The sequence below is a fragment of the Marinobacter xestospongiae genome (assembly GCF_023156385.1).
GTDB lineage: Bacteria > Pseudomonadota > Gammaproteobacteria > Pseudomonadales > Oleiphilaceae > Marinobacter > Marinobacter xestospongiae.
Genome location: NZ_JAKZAK010000015.1, coordinates 1 through 16789, shown reverse-complemented (window position 1 = coordinate 16789; position 16789 = coordinate 1). Strand labels below are relative to the sequence as shown.

General features: G+C 63.0%; 13 protein-coding genes. 10 read left to right on the top strand and 3 right to left on the bottom strand.

The window, feature by feature from the left end:
• The first annotated feature begins 11 nt into the window (after positions 1 to 11).
• From argB to argA, 4 genes are all read left to right on the top strand, one after another.
• Positions 12 to 908: an acetylglutamate kinase gene (gene argB / locus MLD24_RS11755; RefSeq protein WP_248166785.1), complete on the top strand. Its 897-nt coding sequence runs from the start codon at positions 12 to 14 to the stop codon at positions 906 to 908.
• A gap of 45 nt (positions 909 to 953) precedes the next feature.
• Positions 954 to 2228, top strand: a complete 1275-nt coding sequence (locus MLD24_RS11750) for an acetylornithine deacetylase (RefSeq protein WP_248166784.1) — start codon at positions 954 to 956, stop codon at positions 2226 to 2228.
• A 100-nt stretch (positions 2229 to 2328) separates the two neighbouring features.
• The gene (argE, locus tag MLD24_RS11745; protein ID WP_248166783.1) at positions 2329 to 3498 is read left to right on the top strand and encodes an acetylornithine deacetylase; all 1170 of its coding nucleotides are present in this window, start codon (positions 2329 to 2331) and stop codon (positions 3496 to 3498) included.
• Positions 3499 to 3502: 4 nt separating this feature from the next.
• On the top strand, positions 3503 to 4810 hold the full coding sequence (argA, locus tag MLD24_RS11740) for an amino-acid N-acetyltransferase (RefSeq protein ID WP_227173804.1): 1308 nt from the start codon (positions 3503 to 3505) through the stop codon (positions 4808 to 4810).
• A gap of 20 nt (positions 4811 to 4830) precedes the next feature.
• Here argA and MLD24_RS11735 read toward each other — a convergent pair whose 3' ends face one another.
• Positions 4831 to 5973, bottom strand: a complete 1143-nt coding sequence (locus MLD24_RS11735; protein ID WP_248166782.1) for an aminopeptidase — start codon at positions 5971 to 5973, stop codon at positions 4831 to 4833.
• A 137-nt stretch (positions 5974 to 6110) separates the two neighbouring features.
• On the opposite strand from MLD24_RS11735, the gene MLD24_RS11730 reads away from it, so the two are divergent.
• The 3 genes from MLD24_RS11730 to MLD24_RS21690 are packed head-to-tail and all read left to right on the top strand — an operon-like array spanning position 6111 to position 11804.
• Positions 6111 to 9872 carry a DUF1631 family protein gene (locus tag MLD24_RS11730; RefSeq protein WP_248166781.1) on the top strand — a complete coding sequence of 1254 codons (3762 nt, stop codon included), beginning with the start codon at positions 6111 to 6113 and terminating at the stop codon, positions 9870 to 9872.
• Positions 9873 to 9876: 4 nt separating this feature from the next.
• Positions 9877 to 10743, top strand: a complete 867-nt coding sequence (locus MLD24_RS11725) for a phosphoribulokinase (RefSeq protein ID WP_248166780.1) — start codon at positions 9877 to 9879, stop codon at positions 10741 to 10743.
• A 59-nt stretch (positions 10744 to 10802) separates the two neighbouring features.
• Positions 10803 to 11804 (top strand): GNAT family N-acetyltransferase, encoded by a 1002-nt coding sequence (locus MLD24_RS21690; RefSeq protein ID WP_248166779.1) that lies wholly within the window; start codon positions 10803 to 10805, stop codon positions 11802 to 11804.
• A 19-nt stretch (positions 11805 to 11823) separates the two neighbouring features.
• Here the strand turns inward: MLD24_RS21690 and glsB are convergent, their stop codons facing one another.
• Positions 11824 to 12732, bottom strand: coding sequence for a glutaminase B (gene glsB / locus MLD24_RS11715; RefSeq protein ID WP_248166778.1), 909 nt, complete (start codon positions 12730 to 12732; stop codon positions 11824 to 11826).
• A 297-nt stretch (positions 12733 to 13029) separates the two neighbouring features.
• On the opposite strand from glsB, the gene MLD24_RS11710 reads away from it, so the two are divergent.
• On the top strand, positions 13030 to 13527 hold the full coding sequence (locus MLD24_RS11710) for a sigma-70 family RNA polymerase sigma factor (RefSeq protein ID WP_227176030.1): 498 nt from the start codon (positions 13030 to 13032) through the stop codon (positions 13525 to 13527).
• Positions 13528 to 13640: 113 nt separating this feature from the next.
• Entirely contained in the window at positions 13641 to 16046 is a 2406-nt protein-coding gene (locus tag MLD24_RS11705) for a TonB-dependent siderophore receptor (protein ID WP_248166776.1), read from the top strand.
• Between the two features lie 62 nt (positions 16047 to 16108).
• Here MLD24_RS11705 and MLD24_RS11700 read toward each other — a convergent pair whose 3' ends face one another.
• Positions 16109 to 16561: a hypothetical protein gene (locus MLD24_RS11700; protein WP_248166775.1), complete on the bottom strand. Its 453-nt coding sequence runs from the start codon at positions 16559 to 16561 to the stop codon at positions 16109 to 16111.
• Here MLD24_RS11700 and MLD24_RS11695 point away from each other — a divergent pair.
• On the top strand, positions 16551 to 16789 hold a 239-nt coding region (locus tag MLD24_RS11695), incomplete at its 3' end, for a hypothetical protein (RefSeq protein WP_248166774.1). The two genes, MLD24_RS11700 and MLD24_RS11695, sit on opposite strands and share 11 nt — an antisense overlap.

Genomic DNA, 16789 nt, shown 5'->3' with positions numbered 1-16789 from the left:
TAAGGCAGAGAATGGCACTGGATCGTGAAACGGCAATGCAGGTGGCTGCGGTATTGAGCAAAGGCCTGCCCTACATCCAACGGTTTACCGGCAAGACGGTGGTCATCAAGTACGGCGGTAACGCCATGGAGAATGAGGACCTGCAGCGCAGCTTTGCCCGTGACATGGTGCTGATGAAGCTGGTGGGTATCAATCCCATCGTGGTGCACGGTGGTGGTCCGCAGATCGGTGAGCTGCTGGAACGTTTGAGCATCAAGTCTCACTTCGTCAACGGCATGCGGGTGACCGACAGCGAAACCATGGACGTGGTGGAGATGGTGCTCGGTGGTCAGGTCAACAAGCAGATAGTGTCACTGATCAACCAGCAGGGTGGCACGGCGGTGGGGCTGACCGGCAAGGACGGCAACCTGATCCGCGCCCGCAAGCTGGAAGTGAAAAACCACGCGGACGAACTGGCCCGCCCAGAGATCATCGATATTGGTCACGTTGGCGAGGTGCAGGAGGTCAACGTCGAGATGATCGACATGCTGACCCGCAGCAATGTGATTCCGGTGATCGCCCCCATTGGGGTCGGCGAAGACGGCGCGTCCTACAACATCAACGCCGATCTGGTGGCGGGGAAGGTGGCTGAGGCGCTGAAAGCCGAGAAGCTGATCCTGCTCACCAACGTCTCCGGGCTCAAGAGCAAGGACGGTGAGGTGCTGACCGGGCTCACCGCCCAGGAAGTGAACGACCTGATTGAGGACGGCACCATCCACGGCGGCATGCTGCCGAAGATCCGCTGCGCCCTGAACGCGGTGGAGAGTGGGGTACGGACCTCCCACATCATCGATGGCAGGGTGGCCCACGCCACCCTGCTGGAAATCTTTACCGACGAAGGTGTCGGCACCCTGATTTCCCGGCACTGATCGCAGTGGCGTTGGCAGACCGGGACAGGATGTAGGGAGGCCAGAGTGAAGAAACTGTTGGTGACGCTGGTTTTGATGGCCCTGGTGGTCTTCGGGGCCTACAAGGCGGCGGTGTGGTGGCTGACGGAGCAGGACCTGAAGCAGGCCCGCGCCGAGCTGGAATCGTTTGGCGTGCTGGAGTGGGGCAGTATCCATTCCAGCGTGGCTGGTCAGTTGACCCTGCGGGGTAACGGCTACCAGTCCTTCCACCTGACCCAGCCTCTGGAGATTGGCGAGGCCTCGCTGGATGCCTCGTCACCGTGGGCGCTGTTGCAACTGCTGGCCGACCCGGCCCGTTTGCCGTCGCACTGGGAGTTTCAGGCCCGGGACGTTGGTCTGGCGCTGGACGCCGCGATGTTCCGCAGCTGGGTCAGCGCTGGCGACAATGGCGGCAACGATTCCTTCGCACCGGTATGCGGACCGGACCATCGTCAGCGCCTGGGCAGCGGCGACCTGGTGCGCATCGGCATCACCGAGGTGAGTGGTGAAGCGCTGTTGCGACAAAGCCCCGACCGGCTGCATGCCGAGCTGGTGACCGATGGCACCGGCAGTATCGAGATCGACTGGCCCGGCGCCCGGTTCCGGTTGCTGGAGCCGCAGTCGCTGTGGCAGGACGCCCCCGGTCCGTTGACCCTGACACTGCGGGATGGTGGCACCATGCGGAAAATCGCTGCCTACTGCGCCCGGGAGTCCGGGCTGGCGGTTGACGAGTGGACCGCCTCGGCGCTGGCGGCGCTGAAGGCCCGTTTCCGGCAGGCCGGGCTGGCGCCCAGTCGCCAGTTGCAGGCGCTCTATCGACGCTGGCTGGCCGACGGCGGCGAGCTGGTGGTGGTGCTGGACCCGCGCCAGGGCCATTGGGGACTGCCGGTCCGCGCGGCCAATACGGACTCTGGAGCTGACGGCACGACTAACGACGGTGCCGAACTGGCGGCACGGTACAACGGCGCCGAGGTCCCCGGGCTGTTCCTGAACCGGGTGGCTGCCGCCGTTTCCGAGCTGCCCACCGAGGCCCTCGAACCGGTGGTGCCCCGGGACCGCAGTCTGACCCAGCCGGGTTGGCGAACGGTGACGGTGGAGAGTGCCTCGCAATGGCTTGGCCACCGGGTTCGGGTTACTCTGAACAATGGCCGAACCGTCCAGGGCCGTCTGGATCGGGCCGATGACCGGGAGCTGGAAGTAGCGCGGGCGGTGGACGGCGGCGAAGTGGCCTACCCGATGATGGTTCGCGCCGTGGCCACCCTGGAAGTGTGGCGGCGAGGTGGCCAGCCATCATCCCGATAAAGTACCGGCGACCGGGCCGTGGTGATGGCGCCGTGGTGATACGGTGGTCATGCGGTGGTGATGGACAGTGGTGATGGACAGCAGCGATGGGAGAACGGTGATGACCCAGGCAAACCCGGTGGCAACCCCGCCGGACATCCAGACCATGCTGGCCCGGCTGATTGCGCTGCCGTCGGTCAGCAGTGCTTCCCCGGACTGGGACCAGAGCAACGCTGCGGTGATCAACCTGCTGGAGGAATGGCTCCAACCCCTGGGCTTTCGCACTGAGGTGCTGCCGGTCCCTGGTCGGGATGGCAAGTTCAACCTGGTGGCCACCCTGGGGAGCGGTCCCGGTGGTCTGGTGCTCTCTGGCCACACCGATACCGTGCCATACGACCCCAGCCGCTGGCAGAGTGATCCCTTCACCCTGACGGAGCGGGATGATCGTTGGTACGGCCTGGGCACCTGCGACATGAAGGGTTTCTTCGCCCTGGCCATCGAGGCGGCCCGGGAGCTGGCGGGGAAAAAGCTGAAGCAGCCGCTGATCCTGCTGGCGACCGCCGACGAGGAAAGCTCGATGGACGGCGCCCGGGCACTGGCGGAAGCCGGCTACCCCAAGGCCCGCTATGCGGTGATCGGCGAGCCTACCAACCTGCGTCCCATCCGTATGCACAAGGGCATCATGATGGAGCGGTTGGCGTTCGAGGGTCAGTCTGGCCATTCCTCCAATCCGGCGCTGGGCCGCAATGCCCTCGAGGGCATGCACCAAGCCATGAGTGAGCTGCTGGCGCTGCGGGCAGACTGGCAGGCCCGTTACCGCAACCCGGCGTTCGAGGTGGCGGTGCCGACTCTCAACCTTGGTTGCATTCACGGTGGCGACAACCCCAACCGCATCTGTCGTCGCTGCGAGCTGCATTTCGACCTTCGGCCATTGCCGGGCATGGCGATGACCGAGCTGCGCGAGGCCATATTGGAGCGGCTCCAGCCGCTGGCCCGGGCGCGTCAACTGGACCTCACCTTCGAGCCGCTGTTCGATGGCGTGCCGCCGTTCGAGACTGCTGCCGACGCCGAGCTGGTCAAGGCCTGTGAGGCGCTGACCGGGCATCGCGCGGAAGCGGTTGCCTTCGCCACCGAGGCGCCCTGGCTGCAGAAACTGGGCATGGAGACCCTGGTGCTGGGGCCGGGCTCGATCGACCAGGCCCACCAGCCGGATGAGTTCCTGGCGCTGTCCCAGGTGGCCCCCACGGTGACTCTGTTGCGGCAGTTGATCCAACGTTTTTGCCTGGAGTAACTCCTTGAAATCGAATGACTGGCTGCACGGGTTCCGTCACTCGTCGCCGTACATCAATACCCATCGTGGCCGTACTGTGGTGCTCTCCATCAGCGGTGATGCCATTGCCCACGACAATCTGATCAACATCATTCATGACCTGACGCTGCTCAGCAGTCTGGGCATCCGTCTGGTGATCACCTTCGGCGCCCGCAGCCAGATCCAGCGACGGCTGGATCAAGCCGGCGAGTCGTCCCGCTTCCATCGTGGTTTGCGTATTACCGGCGAAGGCCAGCTTCCGCTGGTGCTGGAGGCCATCGGCGGCCTGCGGAGCCACCTGGAGAGCCAGCTGTCCATGGGGCTGGTGAACTCCCCCATGCACAACGCCCGCATCCGGGTCAGCAGCGGCAACTTTGTGACGGCGCGCCCGGTCGGGGTGCTGGATGGGGTCGATTTCGGCTACACCGGCAAGGTTCGGCGGGTTGACGTCGAAGGCATCGAACGGCTGCTGGAGTTGGGTCACATCGTGTTGGTACCGCCCCAGGGCTATTCGGCCACCGGCGACGTCTTCAACCTCTCCTACGAGGACGTGGGCAGTCAGGTGGCGGCCGCCCTGCAGGCGGAGAAACTGATCATCTTCACTCGCCACCAGGGCGTGCTCGACGAGGAAGGTGCTCTGGTGCGGGAGCTGTCCGCCCGCCAGGCGTCTGACCGGCTGGCCGCCGGGCGCCTGACCGGCGACGATGCCGACCTGCTGCGGGCTGCCTGCGATGCCTGTGTCAAAGGCGTCAAACGGGCCCATATCATCAGCTACGCCGCCGACGGTGCGTTGCTGGAAGAACTGTTCACCCGCGACGGCTCCGGCACTCTGGTCAGTGGCGACACCTACGAGCAGATTCGCGCCGCCGGGGTGGAAGACATCGGCGGCATCATGGAGCTGATCCGGCCGCTGGAAGAGCAGGGGGTGCTGGTACGCCGTTCCCGGGAGATGCTGGAAACTGAGATCGACCGTTTTGTGGTGGCGGAGCGGGATGGTACCGTGGTTGGCTGTGCGGCCCTCTACCACTTTCCCGACGAACGCGCGGGTGAGTTGTCGTGTTTCGCCGTGGATGCGGCCTACCGCCGCGCCGGTCGTGGTGATGACATTCTCGCCACGGTGGAGCAGATGGCCCGACGCCAGGGTATCCAGCGGCTGTTTGTGCTGACCACCCAGACCGAGCACTGGTTTCGCGAGCGTGGCTTCCAGCCCTCCACGGTGCAGGCACTGCCTGGCCCGAAGCTGGCTACCTACAACGCCCAGCGCAACTCCAAGGTGTTCGTCAAACCGCTCTGAGGGCCTGAGGTGATCCGCCGTTAATCGGAGTCCCCATGATCCGGATCGGGTTGGCCGGCAGCGGCGGTAGCCAGCGTGTGCAGCCGGCGTTGCCGTTGCGCTGGGGGTTGTGCGGCGAGCGTTTTGACAGCGTCATAGAAGTCGGCAAAATGATGGTCATGCTCGCGCAGCAGTTGACGAAAGGCCGGCAGGTATTGGTTGTACTGACGAAACAGCGCCAGGTGGGCGTTGTTGAATGCCGGCGGCGATAGCCCGAACGGACCCGGCGCGTGCCATTCCCGGGTTTTGGCCAGATAGGCCTGACGCAATTCGGAGAGGATGCGGGCCTTGTGTTGTCGCAGCTGCTCGGGCGGCAGTGGGTCTTCACTGTGGTACAACGCCTGCAACTGCTCGCTGGCGGCGGCGACCAGGGCGAGGGTCTGGTCCCGCCGCTCCAGGCGCGCCAGGGTGGCCTGGAAACGCGCCTGTTCACCTTGCCGGCTGAGCCACAGTTCCAGTCCGGCCAGTTCCACCGCCGTGGCGAAGCTTTCATTGAAGGCGGTATCGCCGGCGACGTACACCACCCGGTGGGCGAGTTCGTGGAACAGCAGGGCGGCCATGCGCTCACTGGGCAGGCGGGTGAATCCGCTGTGCAGGGGATCGTCGAACCAGCCCAGGGTGGAATAGGCGGTGACGCCGCTGACCAGGGTGTCAAAGCCCTGATCCCGGAAAGTCTGGGCCTCGGCCCTGGCCATCTGCGGATCGAAATAGCCGCGGTAGGCCTGGCAACCCACCACCGGGTAACACCACTGGTGGGGCTGCAGGGAAAACTCCGGCACTGCCACCACGTTGACCACCACGTAGGGGCGGTCGAGGGCGACGAAGTCGCGGTAGGCGTCGCCCACCGGCAGTGCCAGCTGGTCGCGGGCAAAACGTCGGACCGCCTGGGTCTGCTCCAGGCGCTGACGCAACGCAGGATCGGTGTCCGGGTCGGCAATTACCTCGCTCACCGGACGCGCGGACCACATCAGATCAAGCTGACCTGCGACGGCCTGCTGGTAGTAGCGCAGCGACGAGCAGCCGCAAAGCAGGCCGGAGATCAGCAATGCCAGCACCAGCAGGCAACCGCGTCGGGACCATACGGCGAGAGCGTCTGCATGTACTGGAAGGCTACGCAAAATCACGGGTTTTTTCTCCTACCTTGGTAGCCGCTATACTACAGCCAACGTAATCCGGGTGGCAGTTGCCACGCCGGGTCAGAACAAGGAAGCGGGAGGGCACCGCCACTCTCGTATCGGCTTCGCCAGGTATCAGGTCGTCAATGGATTCCAAGGATCGTCGTTCCAGTCCCCGCAGGGCTATCAAACTCGCCGCTCAGTTGGTGCTGGACGATGGCACGGTGCTGCCGTGCCAGATCGCAGACTTCTGCGCCGAAGGGCTCTACATCCGCTTTTCCCCGGACTCTGAACGCCGTATGGAGCAGCAGCTCCAGCGGGGCGACAGCCATGCGGTGGATGTGCGCTTTCGCGCCGCCGATGGCCAGACCCGCCATGAGTTGCGGGTCAATGTGGTGCGCCGCACCTCAGGCGCTGCCGGCGTGGCGTTTGCCAGCATCAAGCCGGAGGCGGTGGCTGCCATGCTGCAACTGTGTGGGGCCGAGCAGGAACAGGAGCGTCCGGCCCTCAACGCCCCCAGCGAGCGGGTCCAGTTTGTGCTTCACCAGTGTGCCCGCTCGGTGGTGCGCTATCTGGAACCGTTGATGCAGGAATGCTTCGGTCAGATGACCGCCAGTTTGCAGGAAGCGGCGCAGCATGCCACCAGCGACCAGCAGGCGAACGACTTCCTCGATGCCTCGGGGCTGTTGGCCGGTCGCCAGAAGGTGATCTGGCACCAGATGAGCCAGGCCCTGTCGTCGCCCCTGAAGCCGGCCGGCAAGAGTGCCGATGGCGGTGAGCTGTCGCTGGTCGAAAAGGGCGAGTTTGAGGACTGGCTGACCCTGCGGGTGATGGTGACCAAGGCTGACACCCAGTACCGTGGCGATCTGCTGCAGCTCAAACTGCGCCTCGACAAGCTCGGTGTCAGTAACGACACCGGCCACCAGAATCCCTTGGGGCCGGCGTTGATCTGCGAGTCTTTCCATGCCGGCCTGGCACTGCTCAAGGCCAGCCGGGCGGTGGAGAAGGTGTGCCTGAAAACCTTCGAGAAAACGGTGCTCAACCGCCTGGCGGAGCTGTACCAGGAACTGAATCAGATTCTCATTCGTCACGGCATCCTGCCGGATCTGGATCTCAGCAAGTACCTCAGTGAGCGCAAACCGGTCAGCGCCCAGGCTGAGCGCAAGCAAACAGTGGCTCCGCCGATGGCCGAACCTGCTGCAGCGCCGGCCACGCCGTCACCGGCGGATGTCGGGGCGACTCCCAGGCCTCGCGCCGACGCGGCCCAGGCCGGCGCCTCGGGACTGGGGTTCCAGAGTCATTCCCAGGCCGCGCAGTCGGCGTTTGCCACGGTGCGCAACCTGTTGTCTACCCTGCAGGCCAGTCGCCTGGCCCGGGGGGATTCGGACCCGGTAGCGTTTCCACCCAACGCTAGGCCACTGTCCACCGGGGAGTTCCAGCGTGAACTGCAGCAACTGCAATTGGCCGCTGTCGCCAAGGCGGATGACCACACGCCGTTGAAAGACCGGGTGGTGGCGCGGGTGCGGGACGATGCCGACGGTCGCCTCGATGACGAGCAGCAGGACGCCCTCGATGTGGTGGACCGCTTCTTCAGCAGTATTTCCGAGAGCCCCCGTATCAACGAGGCGGTGCAGCGCCACCTCAAGCAGCTGGAAGTCCCGGTATTGAAGGTGGTTCTGCGTGACCGCTCGTTCTTCGATGACGAAAACAGCCCGGTGCGGGGCGTGCTCAATCGGCTGGCCCAGCTCAGCGTCAAGGGCGGCCGGATCAATCCGGTTACCCAGCGCCGTATCGATGAGCTGGTGCAGCAGATTGCCACCAACTTTGAGCAGGACACCGGGGTGTTCGAGCACGTGGTCCATGAGTTGGACACCCTGATCGAGCGTCAGAACCTGGTCTATCGTCGCAACGTCGAGCGGGTCACGGCGGCCTCGGAAGGGGCCCAGAAGGTGGCGGAATCCAAAACTGCGGTGGCTGAAGCGCTGGATCAGCGTCTCGCCGGTCGCCGGGTGCCGAAGGTCATCGTCAGTCTGCTTGATGGAGGCTGGCGTGACCTGCTGTCGCTGACCTGGATTCGCCAAGGGGCTGACAGCCAGTTGTGGGAAGACTACCTGGCGGTGATCGACTTGCTGATTGCCTTCGGCGAAGACCCCGACAGCGACATCAACCTGCCGGAACTGCTGCGGTTGATCCAGGACGGGTTGGCGTCCATCTCCAGCAACCACCTGCCGCCGTCCCAGATCCGGGACCAGCTCAAGCAGTTCCTGGTGCGCAAGCCGGATCAGGACGTGGAGTACGTTGACATGCCCGAGGCTGAGGGCAGCCGGGACAGCACCGACGATGGCAGCAACAGCGAACACAGCCTGCTGCGGTGGTTGCACCGGGCCCAGCAGCTGCGCACCGGCGACTGGCTGCGGGATCAGGAAACCCCGGAGACCGCCCAGTATATTCGCCTGGTCTGGGTGGCCCGGGAATTCAGTCGCTTTGTGTTTGTGAACCACCAGGGTATGCGGGTGGTGGAGCTGGATCTTGAAGAACTGGCCCGCCGTATGAAAGCGGGCAGGATCGTGCCCGACAGCCAGTACGACCGACCGCTGGTGGACGAGAGCATCGATCGCATGGTGCGCAAGGTTTACGATCAGCTGTCCTGGGCGTCCACTCACGATGAACTCACCGGTCTGCTGGCCCGACGTGAGTTTGAGCGTCTGCTGGAACAGCAGCTGGAGCGCCATGAGGACGAACGCTTCCTGGTGCAGCTCGACCTGCGTCAGTTCCGGCTGCTGAATGACACCGCCGGCTACCAGGCCGGGGATGGCGCCCTGAGACAGGTGGCGGAGATCCTCCAGTCCCGGGTGGACGGCGGCATGCCCCTGGCCCGGTTCGGCAGCAACGAGTTCGCCTGGCTGTTGCCAGCGGAGCAGGCCGAGACTGTGACCGAGCAGGTCATTCGCGATATCGAGGCGCTGGAGCTGGTTCACTCCGGGCGTCGCTACCAGTTGTCGGCCTCTGCCGGTCTGGCCGCGCCCCTGCCGTCCCTGTCCACCCCCGAGCGCTGGTTACGGGCGGTGGATGATGCCTGCAAGAGCGCCAAGCGGCTGGGGGATGGCCGGCTGGCCTATTACGCGGCGAACGAGACCGAGCAGAACCGCCAGGAACAGATTGCCGCCAAGCTTGCCAGTCTTGGCAACCTGGACGAAGAGCGCATGTTGCTGCGCTGCCAGAAAATCATTCCACTGCATCCCGGTGCCCGCATGGGGTCCCAGTATGAGGTGCTGATCAGCATGTACGACGATGCCGGCAACCTGATCACTGGCAGCGATTTTGTGCGGGCGGCGGAGCGCTACAACCGCATGCAGGCGGTGGACCGCTGGGTGGTCGGCCACATGCTGGACTGGCTGCGGGAGTCGGATGTACGGGCCGAGCAGTTGGGGGGCGTGTGCATCAATCTGTCCGGTTACTCACTCAACGACGAATCGTTACTGGAGTTCATCTACGACAAGCTCAGCCAGAAGGATGCGCCAATCGAGAGGCTGTGGTTCGAGATCACCGAAGCGGCGGCCATCAACGATCTGCCCGGCGTGGCCGAGTTCATTCGCGAGATGAAGGAGCTGGGGTGCCGTTTCTGTCTCGGCAATTTCGGCAGCGGTCCCAATTCCTATCAGCTGCTGCGCAGTCTGCCCGTGGATCTGATCAAGCTGGACGGTGCCTTTACCAGTCAGGTCACCAGCAGCCAGACCGATCGCGCCATCGTGGCGTCCATGGTGGAAATGGCCCACTACATGAAGCGGGAAGTCATCGCCACTCAGGTTGAGACCCGCGAGATCCTGGATGGCCTGCGCCAGCTCGGTGTGGACTATGCCCAGGGCTATGTCATCGAGAAGCCTCAGCTGCTGGACAGGCTGGGCTGAGGGTATGTCGAGACGTCATCCGATCATTGCGGTGACCGGCTCCTCGGGTGCCGGGACCACCACCACCGGGCAGATCTTCAGCCGACTGTTTGCTGCCGAGGGCATTCACGCGGCGATGGTCAGTGGTGACAGCTTCCACCGCTATAACCGCGAGCAGATGGCCAGACTGGCGGCCAAGGGCCAGTTTGGTGAGCGCAACCATTTTGCTCTGGCGGCCAACCACATCGACAAGCTCGAAGCGCTGTTTTACGACTACTGCCACACCGGGAGCGGCCAGAGCCGGCAATACGTCCACGACGAAGACCGGGCACTGATCGCCAGCGGCCATAAGCCGGGCACGTTTACCCCATGGGAGGCGCTGCCGGCGGACACCGATCTGCTGTTCTACGAGGGACTGCACGGTGGTGTGGTCAGTGACAGCTTCAATACCGCCCAGTACGTCGACCTGCTGATTGGTGTGGTGCCCATCGTCAATCTGGAGTGGATACAGAAGATCCACCGCGACACCTTCAAGCGGGGTTACAGCCAGGATGCGGTGGTGACAACCATCATCAACCGCATGGACGACTACGTCCACGACATCGTGCCGCAGTTTTCCCATACCCACATCAACTTCCAACGTATCCCGCTGGTGGACACCTCCAATCCCTTTGTGGCCCGGGAGGTGCCCACCGACGACGAGAGCATGATCGTCATCCACTTCCGCGACCCGCTGGATGTGGACTTTCCCTACCTCCTGCAGATGATCGCCGGCAGCAGCGTTTCCCGCCACGACACCCTGGTCATCCCCGGCACCAAACTGTCCCTGGCCATGGACCTGATCATGCGGCCCATGGTTCAGAAGCTGATGCAGCAGAAGCCGTTTGCTTGAATATGATCACTGCTGATGCGGAATTCACACGGTAACCGGTGAGCGTGGGAGATAGGTACGTGTCCAACTCAGAAGCTGGCTGTGTGATTTTCACCGGCGGCCCTGGCTCCGGCAAGACCACCACCCTTGAATACCTCAAACAGCAGGGCTTTGACGGTGCTCCGGAAGTGGGGCGGGCGGTGATTCGACAGCAGCTTGAACAACAGGGGCAGGCCCTGCCGTGGCTGGATCGTGCAGCCTTTCTTGAGGAAATGATCCGGGCGGAAGTGGCTCGCTATGGCGCTTATCTGGCGTGTGCTGATCCGGTGTTTTTTGACCGGGGACTGATCGACTGCCTGGGCTATGCCCGACTCGAAGGGCTGGCGCTTCCTCCCGGTCTTGAAGACCGCTGTCGGTCTCTGCGGTACCACTTGCAGGTGTTCCTGTTTCCACCCTGGCAGGAGATCTTCGTCAACGACGCAGAGCGAAAGCAGAGTTTCGCTGAAGCGGAGCGAACCTGTGAACACATGCTTGCCAACTACCAACAGTACGGCTATCAGGTGATTGAGGTTCCGACCGGCTCCGTTGCCGAGCGGGCATCGTTCATTCTTTCACGGCTTGGTCTTGCTGGATCTGCGGCTATCCCCCCGGGCGGTGCCATCGCGTTTCGCCCGGCCCGGGACAAGGCGTTTGCAGAGGGTCTTAGTCGCGACAATATGGCGAGCTATTACTCTCAAGCCGGGATGAGCTGGGACCCTGAGCAGTTTGAGCGGGACTGGCGGCAACTGGACAACCTTGAGATCACCGGGGCTGGACAGGTTATCGGTGTTATCCAGCTGGGCTGGGACGATCTGGCATGCTACGTCCGGAACCTGCAGGTCTGTCCCGGTTGGCAGGGGAAGGGCATTGGAACCCAGGCAATCGAACATGTCGTAACCCGGGCCCACAAGGCTGGAATAAAGCGCCTGCGGTTGCGAGTGTTTCCCGGTAATCCGGCTGTGGTGCTGTACCAGCGGCTGGGGTTTCAGGCATTGAAAACGGCAGACGGCACCCATTACATGGAGAAGCGGCTGTCAGCCTAGGGAGTTAATCTAGGGTTCCCTAGAAAATCGACCAACCGATCCTCTCACTCAGCATCTCCAGCGCCGCCATACCTGCGAGGGAGTTGCCGGCCTCGTTCAGCTCCGGTGACCAGACACAGACGGAGAACTGGCCGGGAACGATGGCCACGATGCCGCCGCCGACACCACTCTTGCCCGGCAGGCCGACCCGATAGGCGAAGTTGCCGGCTTCATCGTACAGCCCGCTGGTGGCCATCAGCGCGTTGATCTTCTTGGTGTCTCCTCGGGCCAGGATCTGGGTGTCGCTGTGGCGACAGAAGCCACCGTTGGCGAGGAAGCTGAAAGCCCGGGCCAGGTCGATGCAGGACATTCTCAGTGAGCAGTTGTTGAAGTAATAGCGCAGCACGTCCTCCACGTTGTTGTGGAAGTTGCCAAACGACTGCATCAGGTAGGCCATGGCGGCGTTGCGGGCACGGGTCTCGTACTCCGAGTCGGCCACGGCCTGGTCGTAATGCAGTTCGGAGTTGCCGGACAGGCGGCGGACGAACGAGCGCATGGCCTGCTGAGGGGCGGCAATGTGGGCGTAGTTGATGTCGCTGATGACCAGGGCGCCGGCGTTGATAAAGGGGTTACGGGGAATGCCGGCCTCATACTCCAGCTGCACCAGGGAGTTGAAGGGTTGCCCGGACGGTTCCTGTCCCACCCGTTGCCAGATGTCCTCCCCACAGTGCTGCATCGCCAGGATCAGATTGAAGACCTTGGAGATGCTCTGGATCGAGAATGCCTGGTTGGCATCGCCGGCGGTATAGAGATCCCCGTTGTTACTGTAGATGGCGATACCAAACTGGTCCGGGTTCACACGGCCGAGGGCCGGGATGTAGTTGGCGACCCGGCCCTGCCCAATAAGTGGGCGGACGTGGTGGCAGATGTCGTCGAGCAGCTCTTTCACGGGTTAGTCCGGAGCATGAAAATGGGCGGGCATTATCGGGTGTGGTTGCTGGTTCGTCCATTCGCCGAGAGTCGAGGGTGGGCATCGTGCTGCGCCTACACCGGGTTCGATCCGTTTGGTAACGGCAAGGCGACGGCGAAGAGGCTGTGAAATGCCAGGAAGTGTGTCTGGCACCGAGTTGTTTGTGATCAACATGGAGCCGGCCCGGTTGTTCAGAGAAGCGTTAAGTTCAGGTAATATTGTCGCGGATGATAATCATTTGCTTTGGTGTGGTCGGAGGGAGCGTGCGTGGCGGCAATGTTGAACTGGGAGGCGGAGATCGCGGTGCTGTATCAGGAGCATCATGGCTGGTTGCGCAATTGGCTGACTCAGCGACTCTGCTGTCCGGAGACCGCCGCCGAGCTGGCCCAGGACACCTTTATCCGTGTGCTGAGGCAGCGTCCGTGCGAAGAGCTGCGACAGCCCCGGGCCTACCTGGGCCGCATCGCCCGTAACCTGATGGTGGATCTGATCCGTCGACGCCGTCACGAGCAGGCGTATGTGGATTCCCTAACGTTGCAGCCGCCAGTGTTTGAGCGCTCGCCGGAGACCCGGGAGAGCCTCATCGAAACCCTGGTGGCGATCGATAGTCGGTTGGGTGAACTTGGTGCCCGCACCCGGGAGATCTTCCGGTTATCCCGGCTCGAGGGCATGAATTACGTCGCCATCAGCGGTCAGCTCGGGGTGTCGGTCAATACCGTCCGCAAGCACGTCACCCACACGGTCGACGGCTTCCTGCCGTTGCTGGAGGCGTAGTCGCGCGATGGTTGAGAAAAGACGCACCGGGCGTTGTTGTTTTTGATTCTCATTCGTCTTTGTTGGTAGCGGCGTTGCGTACACGCTGCCGAACCATCAAAAAGGAATGAGTAATGCTGATACGAAAAACCAAGTGTTCCATGATGTTGTGGGGTCTTGCCACGATCCTGCCTGCCGCCACCCTGTCACCGGTGGCGGTGGCCCAGGGGTCGTCGACATCGGCGTCCCAGCGCGTGGAGCAAACCGTCCGGTTCGCCATCGCCCCGGGGCCCCTGGATGCGGCGCTGAAGCAGTTCCGTGCCCAGGCCGGGGTGGCGGTGTCGTTGCCGGCGGACGCTGCGGAGGTGCATAGCCAGGGGCTGAACGGCGGTTATACCGCAGCGGCGGGGCTGGCCCGATTGCTGGCGGGGACCGGGTTGCAGGCGTTGGCCTCGGCAAACGGAGGCTACTCGGTGATCCCGGCCGCACACCATGCCCTGGCGCCGGTGGAGGTGTCGGCAACGGCTCTGGCGATGGCCACGGAGCACACCCGCTCCTATACCCTGATCGGAGAGAGCGACACCGCAACCGGGCTGGGGCTGACCCTGCGGGAAACACCGCAGTCGGTGACGGTGATCACCCGCCAGCAGATGGACGATCAGAATGTCCGCACCATCAACGATGCGCTGGAGCAGACGGTGGGCATCTTACGGTCCCAGCATGGGGATGCGGAAACCGGTTACATCACCTACTACTCCCGTGGCTTTGGCATCAACAACTACCAGTTCGATGGCATCAATACGTCGGCCCTGGGCGGGTTCCGGGGGCGCGGTGGTGCGTCGGGTCGCGATATGGCGGTCTATGACCAGATGACGGTGGTGCGGGGAGCGACGGGGCTGCTCAGTGGTGCCGGAGACCCCAGTGCCACCATCAACCTGGTTCGCAAGCGGCCGACCCGGGAGTTCCAGGGACACGCGAGCGTGAAGGCCGGCCGTTGGGACCGCTATCGTGGCGAGGTGGACGTGTCCGGTCCCCTGGCCGGGGACGGCAGTGTGCGTGCCCGGGTGGTCGCCGCCCACACTGACAACCAATCCTGGATGGAGCGGGCCAGCAGTGAGAAAAGCACGCTCTACGGCGTGATAGAGGCGGACCTGTCAGCGGAGACGGTGGTGCGCGGTGGTATCGAACACTTCCGGATGCGCAATCGCCAGACCAGCATGCACGGCTTCCCCTATGCGGACACTGACGGCAACCGGACCCATCTGAGTGGGTTTGATAACCCGTACACCAGATCCTCCTATCTCGACATGGACCACAGCACGTTCTTCGCCAACCTGGATCACCGCTTTCACAATGGCTGGGAAGCCAGGTTGGCGGCGACCCATACCCGCATCGACGGCGATCAACTCTATGGCGTGGCCGCCCACGATATCCAGGCAGAGGACAATTCCTCTGGGGTGACGTTCGGCAAGAGTATCGACAAACCGACCCAGAACACGCTGGACGGCAGCCTGTCGGGCTACTACACCCTGTTTGGCCGGGAGCATGAGTTGGCTGCCGGCTTCAACTGGGCTCGGCTGGAGAAGGATGATCCGGGCTTCCGGCGCCACGTTGTGCCGGTGGACAACATTTACGAGTTCGATGGCAGTACGCAGCACCTGCCGTTTGAGTCCTCTGGCCGCAGCACCTCCAACATTCGCCAGTCCGGGGGCTACGTTACCACCCGGCTGCGCCCGGTGGATGAACTGGCAATCATCCTCGGCGGTCGGGTCAGCAAGTACCGCAATGTGGAAAGTGATCTGGACGAAAGCGGTCAGTTCACGCCCTACCTGGGTCTGGTCTACGAGTTTGTCCCCAACTGGTCTGCCTACGCCAGCTACACCACCATCTTCAATCCCCAGAGCAATGAGGATGAGGACGGCACTACGCTGGACCCGGAGCAGGGCAAGAACTACGAAGTCGGTGTGAAAACCGAGCTGATGAACGGGCGTCTGAATGCGACGGCTGCGGTATTCCACACCCTCAAGGACAACCTGGCGGTTGCCGATGGCGACAAGCTGACGCCGGACGGTGGTCAGGCCTATGTTGCGGCCAGTGATACCAAGACCAATGGCTGGGAGCTGGAAGTGAGCGGCGAGCTGACGCCTGGGTGGCAACTCGCCGGGGGCTTTACCCACGTCATCACCCGGGATGGGGATGACAACCGCCTCAACACCTCCGTGGTGCCGGAGAACCAGTTCAAGCTTTCCACCAGCTACGACTTCAGCCAAACCCTGCAGGGCTTGACCCTGGGTGGTGGTGTGATCTGGCAGAGCAAGGTCTGGGAGAACGGCTCCTATTACAGCGATGCACAAAAGGCCCTGTACCGCGAGGACAGTCGTGCGGTGGTGGACCTGATGGCGCGTTATCGGATGCACCCGCAGCTGAGCCTGGCACTGAACCTGGAGAACGCGCTCGACAAGCGCTATCGCACCCAGGTGAGCCAGCACAACATCGGTGCGCCTCGCAACCTGACGGCCACGGTGCGCTACTCGTTCTGACCAGAGATCCCTGGCAGGCGGTCGGTTGGCCGCCTGAATGCCGGAACGTGAAGAGGGCGTCATCAGCCCCCTTGGTTCTGCCGCCAACGACGGTATTTCTTCACATACCCCTTGATCATCGCCGGGTACAGCACAAGGCAGACGGTGGCGAGTACCATCGGCAGGAACCACATCTGATGAAAGCTGTTGATCGTCGCCGCACTCGCATTCTGCAGATCGAACGTCACCTCGACCGGCTTGCCGATCTGATCGTCGCATTTCCAGAGAAATCGCACTTCATCAACCGTACCCCGCACCCGCCTCCCGGACTCCGTGACGGCCACAGGCACACGCCGATAGCGAGGGCTCGAGCCCGACAACCGGATGGATTCACAATCGGTGATGACGGCCTCTTCTGTCCCTTCGTAGCTCAACGACGCCAGAGTGTCCCGTGACACGTAGTACAGACCAAAGGCCGGCCCCAGAAACAGTGCCAGGACCAGTAAGCCTCCGATCAGTCCACCAATGATTTTCATCGACGAATACCCCGGTTGCGTGATGTGTGAGGTTGGTATTGCGCTGTGGCATGTGTTTATCCCGCCTGACTGGGTTGTTGAAAAGCCTGGTGTCCCGTCTGGTTACTTCGTTAACTTACTGCTTGTCTCTGAGGGTTCTGACCAAGGCGCTGCTGTGCCGATGTGGTGGTTCCACATCAAACAGTGGCAACACAGGCTCAGAGCCCTCAGAGACAAGCCCTTCGGGAG

Coding starts and splice junctions, on each gene's coding strand:
- argB (WP_248166785.1), top strand. CDS start 12: ATGGCACTGGATCGTGAAACGGCAATGCAGGTGGCTGCGGTATTGAGC.
- MLD24_RS11730 (WP_248166781.1), top strand. CDS start 6,111: ATGGATTCCAAGGATCGTCGTTCCAGTCCCCGCAGGGCTATCAAACTC.
- MLD24_RS11725 (WP_248166780.1), top strand. CDS start 9,877: ATGTCGAGACGTCATCCGATCATTGCGGTGACCGGCTCCTCGGGTGCC.
- MLD24_RS11705 (WP_248166776.1), top strand. CDS start 13,641: ATGCTGATACGAAAAACCAAGTGTTCCATGATGTTGTGGGGTCTTGCC.
- argE (WP_248166783.1), top strand. CDS start 2,329: ATGACCCAGGCAAACCCGGTGGCAACCCCGCCGGACATCCAGACCATG.
- MLD24_RS11710 (WP_227176030.1), top strand. CDS start 13,030: ATGTTGAACTGGGAGGCGGAGATCGCGGTGCTGTATCAGGAGCATCAT.
- MLD24_RS11700 (WP_248166775.1), bottom strand. CDS start 16,561: ATGAAAATCATTGGTGGACTGATCGGAGGCTTACTGGTCCTGGCACTG.